The organism is Burkholderia sp. LAS2, from assembly GCF_018417615.1.
In the GTDB taxonomy this organism is placed as follows: Bacteria; Pseudomonadota; Gammaproteobacteria; order Burkholderiales; family Burkholderiaceae; genus Burkholderia; species Burkholderia sola.
The window spans coordinates 867,898-888,406 of the sequence record NZ_CP071054.1; the positions used below are offsets into that span (position 1 = coordinate 867,898).

The window sequence follows — 20,509 nt, forward strand, 5'->3', positions numbered from 1 at the left end:
CCCCGATTCCGGGCCAAGGGTTAACACGACTCGATCACGGCTTTGCGCTGCGCCGTTTTCGACCTACAATTTATCGAACGATAACTTATCCTTCGATAAACAAGAGGTTCGTCATGCCCGTATCTCGACTCGCGCATTACTCGATCCGCACGCCCGATCTCGAAGCATCGTGCCGCTTCTACGAACGCGTGCTCGGCTTCAGACGCGGCTACCGCCCGCCGTTCGACTTTCCGGGCGCGTGGCTCTACCTCGGTGACGACGAAGCCGATTACGGCACGGTCCACCTGATCGGCATCGATCCGGCCAACCCGAACGGGCTCGCCGCGTATCTCGGCGACAAGCCCGTGCCGGCCGCGGGCACCGGCACCGTCGACCACATCGCATTCGTCGCGACCGGCGTCGAGGCGATGTGGCGCACGCTGCGTGCCGAACACATCGCGTGGCGCGACCGCACCGTGCCGAGCCTCGGATTGCATCAGGTCTTCATCGAGGATCCGTCGGGCGTGACGATCGAACTGAACTACCCGGCCGCCGAAGTCGCCGGCCTCGACATGCGCGGCGCCGCAGCGCCCGCCGCTACCCGTGGAGACTGACATGAGCATCCATTCGACGCATCGCAAGGCCGCCATCGTCGGCGGCTCGCTGGGCGGGCTGTTCGCCGCGAACCTGTTGCTGCGCAACGGCTGGGACGTGGACGTGTTCGAACGCGTGCCCGACGCGCTGTCCGGCCGTGGCGCCGGCATCGTCACGCATCCGGAGCTGTTCGACGTGCTGCGCGCGGCCGGCGTGCGCGTCGACGCATCGATCGGCGTGAACGTCGAGTCGCGCGTCACGCTCGCGCGGGACGGCTCGCTCGCATCCGAGCGGCAACTGCCGCAGACGCTGACCGCATGGAGCAAGATGTACCACGTCCTGCGCGCCGCGCTGCCCGACCAGCACCATCACGCGGGGGCCGTCGTCGCCGACGTCGCGGACGGGCCCGAGCACGCCACGCTCACGCTGGCCGACGGGTCGGTGGTGCATGCCGACCTCGTCGTCGCGGCCGACGGCTTCCGTTCGGCGATCCGCGAACGATTCCTGCCGCACGCGCGCCTGCAGTACGCGGGCTACGTCGCGTGGCGCGGCCTCGTCGACGAGCGCGAACTGTCGGAGCGCACGCACGCGACGCTGTTCGACAAGTTCGCGTTCGGCCTGCCGCCGCGCGAGCAGATCCTCGGCTACCCGGTCGCCGGCCAGCACAACAGCACGCGGCCCGGCGAGCGCCGCTACAACTTCGTGTGGTATCGCGCGACCCGCGAGGACACCGACCTGCCGAACCTGCTCACCGACGCGACGGGCAAGCTGTGGGCGACCGGCATTCCGCCGACGCTGATCCGCCGCGACGTGCTCGCCGACATGGAAGACGCCGCGCATGCATTGCTCGCGCCGCAGTTCGCGGAAGTCGTGTCGCGCGCCGCACAGCCGCTGTTCCAGCCGATCTACGACCTCGAGGTGCCGCGCATGGCGTTCGGCCGCATCGCGCTGCTCGGCGATGCGGCATTCGTCGCGCGGCCGCACTGCGGGATGGGCGTCACGAAGGCCGCGGGCGATGCGCTTGCGCTGGTCGGCGCGCTGGCCGCGCATGCCGATCCGCTGGATGCACTGCACGCGTACAGCGAAACGCGCACCGCGTTCGGCGCCGCGATCGTGGAACACGCGCGCCATCTCGGCGCATACATGCAGGCGCAACTGAAGAACGACACCGAACGCGAGATGGCCGAACGCTACCGCACCGCGGAAGTCGTGATGCGCGAAACGGCCGTGCCGCCGCGGTTCTGACCACCGGCGGGCGCATGGACGACGTCTCGCGCCCGCCGCATCGCGCCCCATCCAATACCGACAAGGAGACACCGTGAACCGTTCGATTCCGGCCGCCGCCGGCCCCGCACCCGATCAGGACGTGCCCGCCGCGGCCACGCATCCGCTGCTGCGCGATGCCCGCTTCCGCCATCTCGTCACGCGAAGGCGGCGATTCGCGTGGTCGCTGACCGCCGTCATGCTCGCGCTTTACTTCGCGTTCATCCTGTCGCTGGCGTTCTCGCCGGCATGGCTCGGCCGGCCGATCGTGCCGGGCCGCCCGACCACGTGGGGCATCCCGGTCGGCTTCGGCATGTTCGTCGCGACGTTCGCGCTCGTCGCGCTGTACGTGCGCCGTGCGAATGCGGTGCACGACGCGCTCGTCGCGTCGATCCGCGACGGAGGCGGCCAATGAAACGCACCTTCGACATCCTCCTCGCAGCAACCGCGAGCGCAGCCGCGGCGCCGGCGTTCGCGGCGGGCTCCGCGCCGCTCGCGCACCCGCACAATCCGGTTGCCATCGGCATGTTCGTGCTGTTCGTCGCGTCGACGCTCGTCATCACGCGCTGGGCCGCCCGCCAGAACCGCAGCGTCGCCGATCATTACGCGGCCGGCGGCCGCATCACCGCGCTGCAGAACGGCTGGGCGATCGCCGGCGACTACATGTCGGCCGCATCGCTGCTCGGCATCTCCGCGCTTGTGTTCACGAGCGGTTACGACGGGCTGATCTATTCGGTCGGCTTTCTCGCGAGCTGGCCGATCATCCTGTTCCTGATCGCGGAGCCGTTGCGCAACCTCGGCAAGTACACGCTCGCCGACGTCGTGTCGTACCGGCTGCAGCCACGGCCGATCCGCGCGTTCGCCGCGTCGAGCTCGATCGTCATCGTCCTGCTGTATCTCGTGTCGCAGATGGTCGGCGCCGGCAAGCTCGTCGAGCTGCTGTTCGGGCTCGACTACACGGCCGCGGTGGTGATCGTCGGCGTGCTGATGGTCGTCTACGTGTTCTTCGGCGGCATGCTCGCCACCACGTGGATCCAGATCGTCAAGGCCGTGCTGCTGCTCGCCGGCGCGGCATTCATGGCGTTCATGGTGCTGAGCCGCTTCGGCTTCAGCCTCGACGCACTGTTCGCGCAGGCGCTGCGCGTCCATCCGAAGCACGCGGCCATCATGCGGCCGGGCGGCCTCGTGTCCGACCCGGTGTCCGCGGTGTCGCTCGGGCTCGCGCTGATCTTCGGCACGGCAGGCCTGCCGCACATCCTGATGCGCTTCTTCACGGTCGGCGACGTCGGCGCGGCGCGCAAGAGCATCCTCCATGCAACCGGCATCGTCGGCGCCGGCTATGCATTGATCATCGTGATCGGCTTCGGCACGATCGCGCTCGTCGCCGCGGACCCGCGGTATCACGATGCGTCCGGCGCGGTGGCCGGCGGCGCGAACATGGTGGCGATCCATCTCGCGCATGCGATCGGCGGCAACTTTTTCCTCGGCTTCATCTGCGCGGTCGCGTTCTCGACGATTCTCGCCGTGGTCGCCGGGCTGACGCTCGCCGGCTCGTCGGCGATCTCGCACGACCTCTATGCGAACGTGCTGCGCCGCGGCCAGGCGACCGACCGCGAAGAAATGCGCGTCGCACGCGCGACGACGCTGGTGCTCGGCGTGCTCGCGATCGTGCTGGGCATCGCATTCGAGAAGCAGAACATCGCGTTCATCGTCAGCCTCACGTTCTCGATCGCCGCCAGCTCGAATTTTCCGGTGCTGCTGCTCTCGATCTACTGGCGCGGCCTGACGACGCGCGGCGCGGTGGTCGGCGGCACGATCGGGCTCGTCACGGCGGTCACGCTCACCGTGCTGAGCCCGACCGTCTGGGTACAGGTGCTCGGCCACGCGCACGCGCCCTACCCGTACGAATATCCGGCGCTGTTCTCGATGGCCGCCGCGTTCGTCGCGATCGTCGCGGTGTCGGCCACCGACGGCTCGGCCCGCGCGCGACGCGAACGCGCGCGGTTCGACGCGCAGCTCGTCGCATGCGAGCTCGGCGCCCTGCCGCGCCACGGCACGCCACAACACGACAATCACGACCTGGAGACGATCCGATGACCTGCCCCTGCTGCCTGCCCACCGGCCGGCGCCGCATGCTCGGCACATTCGCCGCGCTTGCCGTCGCGGCCCTTGCCGGACGTCCGGCCGCGGCGGCGCAACCGGCGCCCGCCTCGGCCGCTGCAGCCACGCTGCCGGCCCGGCGTCCACGCGCGATCGATATCCACGCGCACTATTACCCGGAAAGCTTCTGCGACCTCGTCGGCGGCGAAGGCAAGCGGTTCGGCGGCGCATTCGCGTGCGACGACACGACGTTCACGTTCCGCACGCCGGCCGGCGGCCTCGGGCCGCTGCCGATGAAATTCATCGACGTCGACGCGCGACTCGAGGACATGGACGCGTCGGGCGTCGACGTGCAGGCGCTGTCGCTGAGCGTGCCGATGGCGTACTGGGGCGACCGGCCGTTCAACGCGAAACTGGCGCGCACATGGAATACGGCCGCGTCGCGCGTGCACCAGCGGCATCCGGCGCGCTTCGTCGTCCTCGCGACGCTGCCGATGCTCGACGCGACCGATGCGATCGACGAGCTCGAGCGCGCGTCGGCGCTGCCTGGCGTGCGCGGCGTGTACATGGGCACGAACATCGACCACCGCGACCTCGACGATCCGCGGTTCGCGCCGGTGTTCGCGCGCATCGAGCAACTCGGGCTGCCGGTGTTCCTGCACCCGCAGCAAACCGTCGGCGGCGCGCGCCTCGGCGATTTCTACCTGAGCAACCTGCTCGGCAATCCGTTCGATACGGCAATCGCCGCGTCGCACCTGATACTCGGCGGCGTGCTCGACCGCCATCCGGCGCTGCACGTCACGCTGCCGCATGCGGGCGGCGCGCTGCCGGTCCTCGTCGGCCGGCTCGACGCCGGGTGGACCGTCCGGCCGGAAACGCGCCGGCTCGCGCAACAGCCGAGCAGCTATCTGCGGCGCTTCAGCTACGACACGGTGTCCCACTCGGGGCCGGTGCTGAACTTTCTGATCGAGAACGTCGGCATCGACCGGCTGGTGCTCGGCAGCGACTATTGCTTCGACATGGGCTACGCGCAACCGGTGCGTTTTCTCGACCGGCTGGACCTGCCCGACGACCAGCGCGCGCTGGTGCTCGGCGGCAATGCGGGCCGGCTGCTGCGGATCTAGCGCGTGCGTGCCGAGTGCCGCCGAACCGGGCCGGAACCCGTTCAGAACGTTTCAGCCCGGTTTCAGGAAATGACGCGGGCGTCTGCGTAGACTGGCTGCAAGAGCGACCGCGCTGGCCAGCGCCCGCGCACCTTTTCGATTGATGGAGTGACAACGTGGATCCAGTTGCCAATCACCGCCGCGCAGCCACGCGTTCGCGGCCCGGCCAGCCGACGCACGACGCCCCGGGCGCGCCGCGCACGACGTGCGGCGCACCGCTTCGCGCGGAGCGCACATGAAGCACAAACGACTCTGGTTCGGCGCGGCCGGCATCGCGATCGCGGGCATCGCGGTCGCGATCGGCATCATGGTGCGGCCGTCGATCGCGCCGATCGATCCGCCCGCCCCTGCTTCGTTCGATCCGCAACTGGTGCGCGCCGGCGCGCGGGTCGTCGCGCTCGGCGACTGCGTCGTGTGCCACACCGCGAAGGACGGCAAGCCGTTCGCGGGCGGCTTGCCGCTCGCGACGCCGTTCGGCACGATCTACGCGACCAACATCACGCCGGACGCCGAAACGGGGATCGGCCGCTGGTCGCGCGACGCCTTCGCCCGTGCGTTGCGCACCGGCATCGGCCGCAACGGCCAGCCGCTTTACCCGGCGTTTCCGTACATTCACTTCACGCGGATGTCGGACGACGACATCGCCGCCGCATACGCGTACCTGATGACGCGTGAACCGGTACATGCGACGGCGCCCGCCAACGACCTGGTCTTTCCGCTGAACTTCCGGCCGCTGGTCGCGTTCTGGAACGTGCTGTTCCTGCGCGAAGGCGCGTATCAACCCGACCCCGCGCAGTCCGCGCAATGGAACCGCGGCAGGATGCTCGTCGACGGGCTCGGTCACTGCGCATCGTGCCATTCGCCGCTGAACGCGATCGGCGGCGAGCAGCGCGGCCGTGCATTCGACGGCGGCATCGTCGACGGTTGGGAAGCGCCGCCGCTCAATGCGCTCGGCCAGGCCGCGCGCCCGTGGACACAGGCGCAGCTCGTCACCTACCTGCGCACCGGCCGCGCGAGCGAGCACGGCGCGGCGGCCGGGCCGATGCTGCCGGTCACGCGCGACCTCGCGACGGTGCCGGTGGAGGACGTCGACGCGATCGCCGCGTACATCCTGTCGATCCAGAAGCCGGCGACCGCGCGTGCGGCCGCGGCAACGGCCGCGGGCGAACACACCGCGACGACGCCGGCCGCGCAGCGCGGCGCGACGCTGTTCCAGGCGTCGTGCGCGCAGTGCCACGGGCCGGCCGCGCCGATGCAGTCGATCGGCGAGCGCCCGACGCTCGCGTTCAGCACGGCGGTCAACGCCGATACGCCGCGCAACGCGATCCAGATGATGTTCAACGGCATCGGCTGGCACGGCGAGGACACGCTCAACACCATGCCGTCGTTCATCGACCAGTACGACGACGCGCAGATCGCCGATCTCGCCGCGTACGTGCGCGAGACCTATACCGATCGTCCCGCGTGGGCGGGCGTCGACGCGATGGCCGCGAAGCTCAGAAAAGAGGACACCGCACGATGATTACCCTCACCGTCAACGGCGTGCGGCACACGCTGGACATCGATCCGTCCACGCCGCTGCTGTACGCGCTGCGCAACGACCTGCACCTGCACGGCGCGAAGTTCGGCTGCGGCCTCGGCCAATGCGGCGCCTGCACCGTGATCGTCGACGGCAAGCCGACCTTCTCGTGCCTGATGCCGGTGGCGGCGGTCGGTTCGCGCAGCGTGCGCACCATCGAGAGCCTCGGCACCGCCGAGCATCCGGGCCCGCTGCAACGCGCGTTCATCGAGCACCAGGCCGCGCAGTGCGGCTACTGCATCGCCGGGATGATCATGCGCGCGCAGGCGCTGCTCGAACGCAATCCGAAGCCGACCGAACAGGAACTGCGCACGCACATGGAACCGAACCTGTGCCGCTGCGGCACGCACATGCGGATTCTCGCGGCGGTGCGCTCGGTCGCGGGGCTGCCGGCCCCCGAACCGGCTTCCGCTCCCGTCACGATCAGCAAGGGGCTGTGATGAATTCCCACGACGACATCGACGAAGGCCGCCGGCACTTCATCGTCTCCGGCGCGCTGTTCGTCGCGTTCACGCTCGCGCCCGCGTCGCGCGCGGCCGCGCAGCTGGTGATCGCCGACGAAGGCGCGGCCGTGCACGTGGCGAAGGCCACGCAGGCGCTCGCCGGCAGCCTGAAGACCAATCCGCTGCTCGATGCATGGGTCAAGATCGCGCCCGACGGCAAGGTCACCGTGTACACCGGCAAGGTCGAGCTCGGCACCGGCGTGCGCACCGCGCTGCTGCAGGTGGCCGCCGAGGAACTCGACATGAAGCCGTCGCTGATCACGTTCCTGACCGCCGACACCGGCGCGTCGCCGGACGAAGGCTTGACCGCCGGCAGCCATACGATGGCCGACAGCGGCTCCGCGCTGCTGAACGCGACCGCGCAGGTGCGCGCGCTGCTGGTCGAAGGCGCGGCGAAACGCTTCGGCGTCGATCCGCGCGTGCTGACGACCGCCGACGCGGTGATCACGGCGCCCGACGGCCGCACGATGACCTACGGCGACGCGATCCGCACGGTCGACCTGCACCGCAACGCGACGCCCACGTCGCCGCTGAAGAGCCCGGCGACATTCGCGGTGATCGGCACGTCGCTGCCGCGCGTCGACATCCCGAACAAGGTCACGGGCGGCGTCAGCTACGTGCAGGACATGCAGCTGCCCGGCATGCTGCACGCGCGCGTCGTGATGCCGCCGGTGTACGACGCGACGCTGCTGTCGTTCGACGAAGCCGCGATCCTGAAGCTGCCGGGCGTCGTGCGGATCGTGCGCAACGGCAGCATGCTCGCGGTGGTCGCGCAGGGCGAGTGGCAGGCGGTGGTCGCGCAGCGCGCGCTCGCCGCCGGCTGCCAGTGGTCGCCGGGCCGCAAGCTGCCCGAGCGCAGCACCGTGCACGCGGACCTGAAGCGGATCTCGACGCAGCGCATCGAGATCGCGAACACGCACGCGGCCACCGCGCCGGCCGCGAAGACGCTGAACGCGACGTTCCTGAAGAACTACCTGTTGCACGGGTCGATCGGGCCGTCGTGCTCGGTCGCGCATCTCGAGAACGGGATGATGACGGTGTGGACCCACTCGCAGGGCGTCTATCCGCTGCGCGACGCGCTCGCGGAGATGCTGTCGATGCCGAAGGCGAACATTCGCTGCATTCACACCGAAGGCTCCGGCTGCTACGGCCACAACGCGGCGGACGACGTGGCCGCACATGCGGCGCTGATCGCCGCCGCGATGCCGGGCAAGCCGATTCGCGTGCAATGGATGCGCGAACAGGAACACACGTGGGATCACTTCACGCCCGCGATGGTGACCGAGGTCAGCGCGTCGCTCGACGCGAGCGGCCGCATCGTCGACTGGAACTATGCGTTGTGGAGCAGCTCGCACAACGAGCGGATCGTCAACGCGGGCCGGCTGCTGCCCGCGCGCATGCTCGAGCCGCCGTTCGTGCCCGCGCCGTCGACGCCGATGCTGCAACCGGAGGGCGGCGGCGACCGCAACGCGATCCCGCTGTACGCGCTGCCGAACCAGCACATCGTCAACCACTTCTCGCCGACGATGCCGCTGCAGACGTCCGCGATGCGTTCGCTCGGCGCGCACACGAACGTCTGGGCGATCGAAAGCTTCATGGACGAGCTCGCGCACGCGGCCGGCGTCGATCCGGTCGAATTCCGGCTGCGCCACATGGAAGACCATCGCGCGCGGCAGGTGATCCAGCTCGCCGCGAAGCACTTCGGCTGGCCGCGGCCGCCGCGCGCGCGCAACCGCGGCGTCGGCTTCGCGTTCGGCAAGTACAAGAACCTGATGGCCTACGTCGCGATCGCGGTCGAGGTGTCGGTCGTGCCGGAAACCGGCCAGGTGACGCTCGAACACGCGGAAGCCGCCGTCGACGCGGGCCAGATCGTGTCGCCGGACGGCATCCGCAACCAGATCGAGGGCGGCATCGTGCAGGCCGCGAGCTGGACGCTGTACGAGGCGCTGAAGTACGACACGGAACGGATTCGCAGCTTCGACTGGAGCAGCTACCCGATCCTGCGCTTCTCGGCCGCGCCGCGGAACGTGAAGGTCCATCTGGTCAATCGCCCCGGCGCGCCGTTTCTCGGCGCGGCCGAGGCGTCGATGGGGCCGACCGCCGGCGCGCTGGCCAACGCGATCTTCGACGCGACCGGCCAGCGCCTGCGCGAAATGCCGTTTGCCGGCGACGCGCTGAGAAAGCGCATCGACGCGTAGCGGTCGGCCGCATTCGCTGCGCGACACGCCCTATCCGATACACGACAAGACGGCGCCGGCACGCACCGGCGCCGCATACCGACAGGCGGGAGAACTTCCGACGATGGATACCTTGCTTTCGATGCGCGTGTTCACGCGCATCGTCGAAACCGGCAGCTTCACGCGCGCGTCGGACACGACCGGCCTCACCACGCCGCGCGTGTCCGCGCTGCTGAGCGCACTCGAGCAGCATCTCGGCTGCCGGCTGCTGAACCGCACCACGCGCCGCATCTCGCTGACCGAGGACGGCCAGGCGTATTACGAACGCGCCGTCGCGGTGCTGCGCGAGATCGACGACATGGAGGCGTCGGTGTCGCAGGCCCGCAACGTGCCGCGCGGCCGGCTGAAGGTGAACCTGCCGCCCGCGATGGCGAAGCAGGTCGTCGTGCCCGCGCTGCCGGCGTTTCTCGACGCCCATCCGGACATCATGATCGAACTCGGCGTGACCGACCGGCAGATCGACCTCGTCGGCGAAGGGGTCGACTGCGTGGTGCGCATCGGCGCGCTCGACGATTCGGGGATGATCGCGCGGCGGATCGGCAGCCTGACCACCTGCACGTGCGGCTCGCCCGCGTATTTCGCGCGGTGCGGCGAGCCGGAGACCGTCGACGATCTCGCGCAGCACGTGGCGGTCAGTCACATCTCGGCCGACACCGGGCGACCGCGCCCGTGGGATTACGTCGTCGACGGCGAGCCGCGCATCGTGCAGATGTGCGGCACGGTGGCCGTCAACGACGCGGACAACTACATCGAGTGCGGCGTCGCCGGCATCGGCCTGATCAAGACATCGCTGTACCTCGTCGAGCCTTACCTGAAATCGGGCCGGCTTCGCGAGGTGCTGACCGATTTCAACGCGCCGGCCAGGCCGATTTCGGTGCTGTATCCGCCCAATCGCCACATCCCGGTCAAGCTGAAGGTGTTCGTCGACTGGCTCGCGGGCCTGTTCGAGCAGATTCCGACGCTGCAGGGCAAACGCGGCTGACCCCACCGGGAGCGGCACTTTTGCGTGCCGCGCAACGCTCGATTGCGCGGCGTCTCGCTTCCGGTTTTATCGATTGATCAATAGTATGGACGGCAATGCGGTGCACCGTATCGCGGCCGGGCGAGCTCGATGCCCGCGCGACGCTTCGGTGTCCGGCCTTTCCCTTTTCCAGGAGTCGATCATGTCAACGGATTCAACACCGCTCGCGCCGCCCGCGCACGGCGTCAAACTCACGCAGGGGCTGATCCTGCTGTTCGCGTTCAGCTGCGGCGCGATCGTCGCGAACCTGTACTACGCACAGCCGATCACCGAGCTCATCGCGCCGAGCCTGCACATGTCCGGCAACACGGCGAGCCTGATCGTGTCGCTGACGCAGATCGGCTACGCGCTCGGGCTGTTCTTCATCGTGCCGCTCGGCGACCTGCTCGAAAACCGCAAGCTGATGATCGTGACGGCCGTCGTGTCGATCGCGAGCCTCGCGGCGGCCGCGTTCGTGCGCACGCCTGGGCTCTTCCTCGCGATTTCGCTGCTGATCGGGTTCAGCTCGGTGGCCGTGCAGATCCTCGTGCCGCTCGCCGCGCACCTCGCGCCCGACCATTCGCGCGGCCGCGTCGTCGGCACGATCATGAGCGGGCTGCTGCTCGGCATCCTGCTCGCGCGGCCGCTGTCGAGCGTCGTCGCCGACGCGTTCGGCTGGCGCTTCGTGTTCGCGGCCGCGGCCGTGCTGATGACGCTCGTCACGGCCGTGCTCGCGCTGACGATTCCGTCGCGCCAGCCCGATCATCGCGCAACCTATTTCGAACTGATCGGCTCGCTGCTGCACCTCGTTCGCACGATGCCGGTGCTGCGTCACCGCGCGTTCTACCAGGGCCTGATGTTCGCGTCGTTCAGCCTGTTCTGGACCGCCGTGCCCGTCGAGCTGACGCGTCACTACGGGTTGTCGCAATCGGCGATCGGCCTGTTCGCGCTGGTCGGCGCGATCGGCGCGACGTCGGCGCCGGTGGCCGGACGCCTCGCGGATGCCGGCCATACGGTGCGCGCGACGCTGATCGCGCTGGTTGCCGGCGCGCTCGCGTATGCGGTCGGTGTCGTGCACGGCGCCGGCCTGTACGGGCTCGTCGTCACCGGCATCGTGCTCGACTTCGCGGTGCAGATGAACATGGTGCTCGGCCAGCGCGAGATCTACGCGCTGCATGCGGCGAGCCGCAACCGGCTCAATGCGCTGTACATGACGAGCATCTTCGTCGGCGGCGCCATCGGCTCCGCGCTCGCGAGCCCGCTGTACGAACACGGCGGCTGGCCGCTCGTCGCCGCGGTGGCCGGCGCGTTCCCGATCGTCGCGCTCGGCCACTACCTGCTCGTCGGGCGGCCGCACGCGCAACGTCACGCCGCGGGTTGATCCATCGTCACCCATCGAATCGATCCGTTCGCGGGGCGCAAAGCCGCCCCGCTCCCCGTCGAACCACAGGAGTCCATCATGTCTTCCCTGCTCAGTGCCTACGATCTGCGCGGCCTCGCGCTGCCGAACCGCGTCGTGATGGGGCCGATGACGCGCTCGCGCGCGCCGTCGCGCGGCCTGCCCACCGAACTGATGGCCGAGTACTACGCGCAGCGCGCGTCGGCCGGCCTGATCGTGACCGAGGCCACCAACGTCAGCCCGGCGTCCGCCGCATTCGAGCTGACGCCCGGTCTCGTCGACGATGCGCAAGCCGCCGCGTGGAAAGCCGTCACCGATGCCGTCCATGCGAACGGCGGACGCATCTTCGCGCAGCTGTGGCACGGCGGCCGCGTCAGTTCGCTGACGCTGCTCGGCGGCGCCGCGCCGCTGTCGCCGTCCGGCGTGAACGACGACCTCGAACAGTTGCAGGTGTGGGCGCAGTTGCAGAACGGCTACTACACGAAGATTCATGCGACGCCGTCGCGCGCGATGACGACCGATGAAGTCGTCGCGGCCGTCGACGAATTCCGGCAGGCCGCCGCGCACGCGATGGCCGCGGGCTTCGACGGCGTCGAGATCCATGCGGCCAACGGCTATCTGCCGCACCAGTTCCTGTCGTCGACGCTGAACCGCCGCGACGATCGCTACGGCGGTTCGGTCGCGAACCGCGCGCGCTTTCTCGAGGAAATCGTCGACGCGGTCGGCGGCGTGATGCCGCTGAACCGCGTCGGCGTGCGCATCTCGCCGTACGCGAAATACAACAACGTGCGCGACGCCGATCCGGACGCGACGCTCGCGTACGTCGGCCGGATGCTCGACGCGGCGGGCGTCGCGTACCTGCACGCGGCCGACACCAACGGCTGGAGCGGCGAGCCCGATCTGCCGCGCATCGTCGAGCACGCGCGCCGGTCGTTCCACGGCACGCTGATCGTCAACGGCGGCATTTCGCCGGACGCGGCGAACGCGTTGATCGACGCGGGCGACGCCGATCTCGTCGCGTTCGCGCGCGCGTATATCGCGAACCCGGATCTCGTCGAGCGCATCGCGGCCCGCGCACCGCTCGCGGAGCCGAAGGCCGCCGGCTGGTACGGCGGCGACCGCGCCGGCTACGTCGACTATGCGCGGTACGATGCGGCGCCGTCGCACGCGTGACCCGCACATGCGGCGCGCCACGTGCGGCATCCCGCGCGCGGCCGCGCGCCGCAGCCGGTCGAGCGTGCGGCTGCCGCACGCTCGACCGGGGCCGTCACATGTCGTTCCACCGCGCGCCCAGCACGCGGCCGCAGAAATTCGGCCGATGAAAATCCGGATCCGCGCGTTCGAGCACGTCGGCGCTCCACGTGCCGAAGGTCGACTGCGGCCGGTGCGCGACGCCGCGCGCGACCAGGTCGAGAAACGCTTCGGGGAAATCGCCAGCGCGCGGATACGCGGCAAGGAGCGCGTCGCGCTCGTGGGCCATGTACGCGTCGAAGTCGGTCGCCATCAGGTCCGTCGACACCGCGCACGCCAATGCGCGCGCGAGCGGCGACGCGCGGACGGCCACGCCCGGTGTCGTATGCAGCGCGATCGCGTGCCACACGTCGTCGCGCATGCGCCGCGACCGGCGATGCCGCAGCAGCAACGCGTGCGCGGCATCCGCGCCGTCGAGCTCGTAGCGTTCGGTCGAACGGCCGTACGCCGGACTCAGCCCCATGTTGGCGTACATCGCGGCGACATACAGTGCATCGGCATCGCACGCGTCGCCCGCCCGCCGCGCGGCGAGCGACGCGAACACGAACACGCGCGCCGCGTGATCGACGAGCGCGGCGGGCAACGACGCGCGGGCCGCGTCGGCTGCCTCGACCGCAACGGGCGTGCGCGGAATGCGAACGCCGGCCACTTCGTCGCCGGTGGCCGATGCGCGCGGGTGCGCAGCATTCATCCTGTCTCCTTCATGCCCCGCGCACGGGGCGGAAAATCGTTCAATGCGCGGCGGCGTGCGTCGCGCACCGGCACGCGCCGCTCAAAACGCGACGCAGCAGCGGCCGAAGGCTTCGCAGCGTTCGGCGGCCGCGCTTGCGGTCGGATAGCGCGACCGCGCGAAGCGGCGTCCGTGACCGCGCGCGCGGCACGCATCGATGCCGGGCGCCGCGCATGCGTCGCCCGCCGCCGACGCGTGCGGCGCGTCGCGGCCGCCGGCGCCCGCCGCATCGGCGACGCCGCCTGCGGCGACCGGCGACCATACGGGGCTGACGGGCGGCGGCGGCGGCGCCAGCGGCGAGAATTCCTGCTCCGCGTGCACGACCTTGCCGTCGACGACCGTCAGCACCGACGACAACGTCGGGATACGCCGCGCGTCGACCGTGAAGTAGTCGTCGCTCAGCACCGCGAAGTCGGCGTATCGGCCGGGCACCAGCGCGCCCTTGCGATGCTCGTCCGCGGAGAACCACGCGCTGCCGACCGTGTAGCGGCGCAGCGCCTCCATCCGGCCGAGCCGGTTGCGCGCCGGATACAGCGCGGTGCCGCCCACGCTGCGCCCCGACACCATCCAGTACAGTGCGACGAACGGGTTGTAGCTCGCCGCGCCCGTCGCGCCCGAACCGGCGCCGACCGGCAGCCCGGCCGCGAGCATCGCGCGGATCGGCGGCGCGCGCGTGGCCGCCGCCGCCCCATGGCGCGCGATGAACGCTTCGCCCTGGAACGCCATGCGCGGCTGCACGGTGATGCCGCCGCCGAGCGCCGCGACGCGCGCGATATTGGCATCCGAAATCGTCTCGCAGCGGTCGAAGCTCCAGCGCAGCCCGTCGAACGGCGTGTCGCGATCGATCGCTTCGAATACGTCGAGGAAGCGGCCGATCGATTCGTCGTAGGTCGCATGCAGCCGGAACGGCCAGCGATGACGCACCAGCAGCCGGACGATGGCCGCCAGCTCCGCGTCGACCGACGCGGGCAGGTCGACGCGCGGTTCGAGAAAATTCCCGAGATCGACGGCCGAGCACAGCAGCCGCTCGCCCGCGCCGCTCGTGCGCAGGAATGCGTCGCCGCGGCCGGGTGCCGTCAGCGCGATCCATGTCGCGAAGTCGTCGAGCTCGCGGCCCGCGTGCCGCGCGCCCAGCGCATACGCGATGCGCGTCGTCAATTCGCCGCGCCGCGCGAGCGTCGCGACCGCCGCATAGTCGTCCGGATACGCGAGACCGTCGCCGCCGGCGTCGATCGCGCTCGTCACGCCGACGCGGTTCAGCGCGCGCATGAACTGCCGCGTCGAGTTGACGCGGTCGTCCGCATCGAGCATCGGCGCGCGGGCGAGCGCCGCGCCGAGCACCGCCGGGTCCGGGCGCGCGAGCAGCAGCCCGGTCGGCCGCCCATGGCGGTCGCGCCGCAACTCGCCGCCGGGCGGATCGGGCGTGTCGCGCCCGTAGCCGAGCGCGCGCAGCGCGGCCGCATTCAGCCACGCGCTGTCGGCCAGATGCTGGATGAACACCGGCGTGTCGGGTGCGATCGCGTTGAGCTCGGCCGCCGTCGGGCCGCGCTTTTCCACGAACTGCAGCGCGGTCCAGCCGCCCGCCACGCGCGCCCAGTGCGGCGCGGGCGTGCGGCGGACCTGCCGGCCGAGCAGCTCGAGCGCGTCGGCGAGCGACGGTACGCCGTCCCAGCGCACCTCGAGGTTGAAGTTCATGCCGCCGCGGATCGCCTGCAGGTGCGCGTCGATCAGGCCCGGAATCACGGTACGGCCGTTCAGATCGATTCGGGTCGTGTCGTCGTGCGCATGGCGCAACACGTCGCGATCGTCGCCGGTCGCGACGATGGTCCCGTCCTTCACGGCGAGCGCGCGGACGAACGAGCGCTGTTCGTCCTGGGTCGCGATCTTGCCGTTGAACACGACGAGGTCCGCCGAACGCGCGGGTTCCGTCGCTCTAAGCACCGTCGGGTCTCCCGTGCGCACCCGCGCGCGACGCCGCACGACACGCGCGGCTTCCCGCGGCGCGCGCGTCGGTACGCATGCTGCGATCGCGCGGCCGCCCTGCCGTACTCGGTTCGCGCATCGTCATGCCGCCTGCTGCGCCGCGTCGGCGGCATCGCGTCGTGCATGCGTCAGGCACGGCGCGGGCGGCGCATCCGGACGGACGAAGTTCTGCACGCGCAGCAAGCGGCGCACGTCGTGGGCGCGCGAATGCGGATCGAAGTGCCGCGCGACTCCGGCGACGAGCGCCGACGCCTGCGCGGTGTGGCCGCGCTCGATCAGGTGATCGGCGAGATCGAGCGAACCGCGCAGCGCCCACATCGCGGCGCCCTGCGCGTTCGCGGTCTGGATCGCCATCTGCAGATGACGATGTCCGTCCGCCTCGTACGCGACGGCGAGATCCGCGCCGACGGTGCGCGCCTGCTCGAGCATTGCGACGCCTCGCACGCGCAGCAGTTCGGGGACGAACAGGTGCTCGCCGTGCGCGCGGCAGCGCGCGAGCGTCGCATCGAGCTGGGTGCATGCTTCATCCGCGCGGCCGGTCCGCACGAGGCCTTCCGCGTACGCGACGGTCAACGGCGCGAGCACGCGCCGGAAGCCGCTCGCCTCGACGCGCCGCAGCGCCGGTTCGAGGCGCGCGAGCCCGGCGCCGGGATGGCCGGCCTGGACGTCGAACTGACCGGTCAGGCATTCGGCGTGACTGCGCCAGATGTCGAAACCGTGCGCGTCGGCGGTCGCGCGCAGTGTCGCGAGATAGTCGGAGCTGATGTCGTGATCGCCGTAGCGCAGCGCGATCGGCACGGCGGCCGCGCCGAGCACGATGCACAACGCGAGCGGCGACGGGCCGCGGCGCGCATGCTCGACCGCTTGCGCGGCGACGCGCATCGCGTGCTCCGGCTCGCCTTGCATCCACAGCAGACGGATCAGCATCGTGCGGCCCAGCGTCGCCATGTCGACGCCCAGCGCGGCCTGCGCGCACGGCGATTCGCCCACGTCGGCGAGCTCGGCCGTCGCCGCTTCCAGCCGCTCGCGCGCCTGCGCATGCTCGCCGAAGTAATGCAGCGACGTCGCGACCATCGTGTTCGCCAGCAACCGCTGCGACCGGTCGCCGCGCCGCTCGGCCGCGCGCTCGAAGCGCGTCGCGTAGCGCAGCGATTCGTGAATGTCCGACAGCGTCAGCATCGTGTTCCACAGCCCGACCAGCGCGCGCGCGTCGAACGCATCGTCGCCGATGTGCGCGGCGAGACCGAGCGTGCGGTCCCACATCGCGGCGGCGGCCAGCGCGTCGCCGTCCGTATGCAGCAGCGCCGACGCGCAGGCCGCCCGCAGCCGCATCTCGCGCGCGGCGTCGACCGGGTCTGCCGCGCCCGTGTCGAGTTCGTCGAGCACCTCCCTCGCGCGCGCCGTGCATGCGCGCATTCGCGACGGCTCCAGCAGCGCGCGCGCCAGCCGGTCGGGCTCGGGCACGGCTGCGGCCTCGGCGGCGTCCGCCGGTTCGTCTACCGCTTCGTCCATCGGTTCGTCCACGGCCAGCGCGCGCGCATCGGCAGGCGGCACGTCGGCGGGCGTCACGGGCGCGACGAGCCGCACGGGCGCGCGCTCGCGCTCGTACGCCGCATGGCGCGCGACGATGCGCTCGAACTCGCCTTCGTTGTGCAGCTTTTCGAGCGCGTACGCGCGCGTCGATTCAGTCAGCCGGTAGCGCGCATACGCACCATGAAACTCGACGGTCACCAGCGATTTCGCCACCAGTTCGCCGAGCACCGCGATCATGTCCGCGGCCGACGTGCCGGGCTCGGTGGCGACCGCGTACGCGGCATCGAACGAAAACGGCCCGATGAAGCACCCCATCCGGCGAAACAGCGCGCGCGCGGGCCGATCGAGCAGCACGTAGCTCCAGTCGAACGTCGCGCGCAGCGTCTGATGACGCGGCAGCGCCGAGCGCAGCCCGCCCGTCAGCAGGTTCAGCCGGTCGTCGAGACGCGACGCGACGACCGCGAGCCCGAGCGTCGCCACGCGCGCCGCGGCCAGTTCGATCGCGAGCGGCAGCCCGTCGAGGCGCCGGCAGATGTCGCCGATCAGCCGCACGCCGGCTTCGTCGACCGTGCAATCCGGCGCGGCCGCGCGCACGCGTTCGAGGAACAGCTCGACGGCCGAGCAGCGGACGATTTCGTCGGCGGACGCGTTGCCGTCCGGCACCGCGAGCGGGCTCATGCGCAGCACCGCCTCGGCCGAGATGTGCAGCGGCTCGCGGCTCGTCACGAGCACGCGCAGCGAGCCGGCGCTCGACGTCAGCGTTTCGACGAGGCTCGCCACCAGATCGACGATGTGCTCCGCGTTGTCGAGCACGAGCAGGCAGCGCGACGTCGCGAACGCGTCGCCGATGCGGTCGATGGCGGGCACGCCGGGCGTGTCGAGGCCGAGCTCGGCGGCGAGCGCGATCAGCATGTCGTCGCGCGTCGACGCGCGCGCCAGTTCGACGAACAGCACGCGCTCGCGCGAGCGGCTGCGCACGCCGTGCGCGACGCGCACGGCCAGACTCGTCTTGCCGATGCCGCCCGCGCCGACGAGCGTGACGACCGGCGTGCGTTCGAGCATGTCGACGATCTGCGCGAGTTCGGCGTCGCGCCCGACGAGCGGCGCGAGCAGCGACGACGCGGGCGCATCGGGTACATCGGGCGTATCGGGCGAGGCGACGACGGCCGGCGCCGCCGCGACGGCCGGCGCGTCGACCACGGGTACGAGGTCCGGGCCGGACGACGCGCTCGCCACCAGCAGGTAGCCGCGCCCGGGCACCGTCTTGATCAGATCGCGGCTCGTGCCGAGCGCCTTGCGCAGCGTCGCCACATGCACCTGAAGCCGGTTTTCCTCGACGATCAGGCCCGGCCAGACCGCGTCCATGATGTCGTCCTTCGACACGACCGAACCGCTCGCGCGGTGCAGGACTTCGAGAATGTCGAGCGCGCGCGCGCCGATGCGCAGCGACGCGCCGTGCTGACGAATGTCGCGTTGCTCGAAATCCACAGACAAAGTTCCGATCTGGATCATGGCCGCCTCCGGTTCCCTCGGGATGGCTGCCCGATGAACGCGGCAGTTCACCCGGCAGGAAGTCCGCGTCCGGCGCGCCGTTGCACCGGACGGAAAATGTCGAATTCCGGACCGAGTGTAGACGGATGGCCATCGAAAATCTTGAAGGAAAATGCGCTCTGCCCGCGCATTTCGGGCGGGCGCGACCGGCACGATCACTTGCGTGTAAAAGTGGGGCGCTATACTCTGCCGGGCCGCTCGCGCAGGCGTTGAGCCGGGTGGCGCACTCGCCGCGCCCACGCATTGAAAGCAATTTGTCAGGATGGCGAGCGGACGTTTATGCAAATTCATTTTGAACGTTCGCGTGCGCATCTAAACTGGACTCGTCATTTCATGTTCCGAGTCCCTCGCTGGGGAATTCCATGTCAGACTCCGTCATCGCCGCGCCGGTGGCATCGCCTCCGCGGCGGCCGAAAGACACGCTCGGCTGCGTGTCGAGCCTGCTGGCAAAGGATGTCGAGACGGCATCCGGCGGCCTGAGGCTGCACCGCAAATGCATGCGCGAGGCGCACGTCGAACGCATCGAGATGCCGCCGTGCGACCGCGGCTTCCTGGTCGGCGTGTCGCTGAGCGGCGGCCACCGCCGCACGCTCTATGGGCGCGCCGGCGCGAGCGAGCGCCGGTTCCAGCATCACTCGATCTACATTCGCGATTTCTCGCGCCATTTCCACGCGGATCTGTACGGCAACTTCGACTTCGTGCTGGTCGAGCTGCCGCATGCGTATCTCGAACACGTCGGCCCCGAGCACGGCGGCCAATCGATCGGCGGCCTCACGTGCCGCCCCGACGTACGCGACCCGGTGCTCGGCCATCTCGCGCACGCGGTGGCCGACAGCCTCGACGCGGGCGGCCCGCTGAACGCGCTGTTCATCGAGCAGATCGGGCTCGCGATGGGCACGCATCTGCTGCGCCGCTACGGCAGCGCGCGCACGCGCGAGCTCGAGCGCAAGGGCGTGCTGTCTGCCGCGAAGGTGGCGCGCGCCCAGGAGCTGTTGATGGAAAAGGCGGACCTCGGCGTATCGATCGAGGAAGTGGCGAACGAATGCGACCTGTCGCGCGGCTATTTCATCCGCGCGTTCTCGCGCACGACCGGCCGCACGCCGCACCAGTGGCTGCTCGAACAGCGCGTGACGCGCGCACGCGAGCTGATCGAGACGTCCGACATGACGCTGGCCGACATCGCGGTCGCGTGCGGCTTCGCCGACCAGAGCCATCTCAACCGCGTGTTCGCGCGGATCGTCGGCCATCCGCCCGGCGCGTGGCGGCGCGCACGGTCGCGCTGAAGCATATAGGCCTGGCGCTGCTCCCATCGATCCGCCTTCCCGGTAGTTCGCGAATCTGGATGTATGTCCCATGCCGGGATTGAAGCAATTGCACGGATCCAGGTCCATGTAATGCTGCTTCAACGCGGGTTTGGCGACATAGACCGACATTTGCGTGTATGCAGGACCACGTTGCACGAGTGCACCGCCCGAGTTATTGCAGACGCCACCGAATACCGAGGCGAGTCGGTCACGCCTGAATTAGAGGACGTCCCCCAACCGAGGGCAACTTAATCGTTATGATGGACACGCGCTGCTGCTCGACTTCCTGAGGAGAGGGGAAGGTTGAGCTGCGGCGTTCGTCAATGCACTCGACTGACAT

The 20,509-nt window shown here is 70.2% G+C and carries 15 protein-coding genes and 2 pseudogenes; 12 read left to right on the top strand and 5 right to left on the bottom strand.

The genetic code is table 11. The features are described 5' to 3' along the window. Positions 1-113 precede the first annotated feature (113 nt). The 11 genes from JYG37_RS33060 to JYG37_RS33110 all read left to right on the top strand — a co-directional run bounded on the left by JYG37_RS33060 (position 114) and on the right by JYG37_RS33110 (position 12,990). Positions 114-593 carry a VOC family protein gene (locus JYG37_RS33060; protein WP_050014134.1) on the top strand — a complete coding sequence of 160 codons (480 nt, stop codon included), beginning with the start codon at positions 114-116 and terminating at the stop codon, positions 591-593. A 1-nt stretch (position 594) separates the two neighbouring features. Then, a complete protein-coding gene (locus tag JYG37_RS33065) occupies positions 595-1,818 on the top strand; it encodes an FAD binding domain-containing protein (RefSeq protein ID WP_124639736.1) in 1,224 nt (407 codons plus the stop codon). Between the two features lie 73 nt (positions 1,819-1,891). Next, positions 1,892-2,251 carry a DUF485 domain-containing protein gene (locus JYG37_RS33070; RefSeq protein WP_050014132.1) on the top strand — a complete coding sequence of 120 codons (360 nt, stop codon included), beginning with the start codon at positions 1,892-1,894 and terminating at the stop codon, positions 2,249-2,251. Beyond that, on the top strand, positions 2,248-3,933 hold the full coding sequence (gene actP / locus JYG37_RS33075; RefSeq protein ID WP_213346743.1) for a cation/acetate symporter ActP: 1,686 nt from the start codon (positions 2,248-2,250) through the stop codon (positions 3,931-3,933). The genes JYG37_RS33070 and actP overlap by 4 nt, the downstream gene beginning before the upstream one ends. Next, positions 3,930-5,060, top strand: coding sequence for an amidohydrolase family protein (locus tag JYG37_RS33080; RefSeq protein ID WP_213346745.1), 1,131 nt, complete (start codon positions 3,930-3,932; stop codon positions 5,058-5,060). Before actP ends, JYG37_RS33080 begins: the two co-directional genes overlap by 4 nt. Positions 5,061-5,334: 274 nt before the next feature. Then, positions 5,335-6,621: a c-type cytochrome gene (locus JYG37_RS33085; protein ID WP_213346747.1), complete on the top strand. Its 1,287-nt coding sequence runs from the start codon at positions 5,335-5,337 to the stop codon at positions 6,619-6,621. Continuing rightward, positions 6,618-7,118, top strand: a complete 501-nt coding sequence (locus JYG37_RS33090; protein WP_050014128.1) for a (2Fe-2S)-binding protein — start codon at positions 6,618-6,620, stop codon at positions 7,116-7,118. Before JYG37_RS33085 ends, JYG37_RS33090 begins: the two co-directional genes overlap by 4 nt. Continuing rightward, positions 7,118-9,379 (top strand): xanthine dehydrogenase family protein molybdopterin-binding subunit, encoded by a 2,262-nt coding sequence (locus tag JYG37_RS33095; RefSeq protein ID WP_213346750.1) that lies wholly within the window; start codon positions 7,118-7,120, stop codon positions 9,377-9,379. The genes JYG37_RS33090 and JYG37_RS33095 overlap by 1 nt, the downstream gene beginning before the upstream one ends. A 103-nt stretch (positions 9,380-9,482) precedes the next feature. Then, complete coding sequence (locus JYG37_RS33100; protein WP_050014126.1) at positions 9,483-10,400, top strand: LysR family transcriptional regulator; 918 nt, start codon at positions 9,483-9,485, stop codon at positions 10,398-10,400. Positions 10,401-10,581: 181 nt separating this feature from the next. Continuing rightward, a complete protein-coding gene (locus JYG37_RS33105) occupies positions 10,582-11,799 on the top strand; it encodes an MFS transporter (protein ID WP_124557084.1) in 1,218 nt (405 codons plus the stop codon). A gap of 78 nt (positions 11,800-11,877) precedes the next feature. Further along, on the top strand, positions 11,878-12,990 hold the full coding sequence (locus tag JYG37_RS33110) for an alkene reductase (protein WP_213346752.1): 1,113 nt from the start codon (positions 11,878-11,880) through the stop codon (positions 12,988-12,990). 94 nt (positions 12,991-13,084) lie between these two features. Here the strand turns inward: JYG37_RS33110 and JYG37_RS33115 are convergent, their stop codons facing one another. The 3 genes from JYG37_RS33115 to JYG37_RS33125 form a co-directional block, all read right to left on the bottom strand. Next, positions 13,085-13,759: a hypothetical protein gene (locus tag JYG37_RS33115; RefSeq protein ID WP_050014123.1), complete on the bottom strand. Its 675-nt coding sequence runs from the start codon at positions 13,757-13,759 to the stop codon at positions 13,085-13,087. A gap of 81 nt (positions 13,760-13,840) precedes the next feature. Beyond that, positions 13,841-15,739: an amidohydrolase gene (locus tag JYG37_RS33120; protein ID WP_124557082.1), complete on the bottom strand. Its 1,899-nt coding sequence runs from the start codon at positions 15,737-15,739 to the stop codon at positions 13,841-13,843. 123 nt (positions 15,740-15,862) lie between these two features. After that, positions 15,863-18,826, bottom strand: coding sequence for an ATP-binding protein (locus JYG37_RS33125; RefSeq protein WP_213346754.1), 2,964 nt, complete (start codon positions 18,824-18,826; stop codon positions 15,863-15,865). Between the two features lie 401 nt (positions 18,827-19,227). Between JYG37_RS33125 and JYG37_RS33130 the strand changes: the two genes are divergently transcribed. Beyond that, positions 19,228-20,148, top strand: a complete 921-nt coding sequence (locus JYG37_RS33130) for a helix-turn-helix domain-containing protein (protein WP_050014121.1) — start codon at positions 19,228-19,230, stop codon at positions 20,146-20,148. Between the two features lie 54 nt (positions 20,149-20,202). On the opposite strand, the pseudogene JYG37_RS35190 reads toward JYG37_RS33130, so the two are convergent. Then, positions 20,203-20,298 (bottom strand): annotated as a pseudogene (locus JYG37_RS35190) (hypothetical protein); the annotation flags it as partial. After that, a pseudogene (locus JYG37_RS35195) lies at positions 20,287-20,370 on the bottom strand (D-lactate dehydrogenase); the annotation flags it as partial. The pseudogenes JYG37_RS35190 and JYG37_RS35195, both read right to left, overlap by 12 nt. Positions 20,371-20,509: the final 139 nt, after the last annotated feature.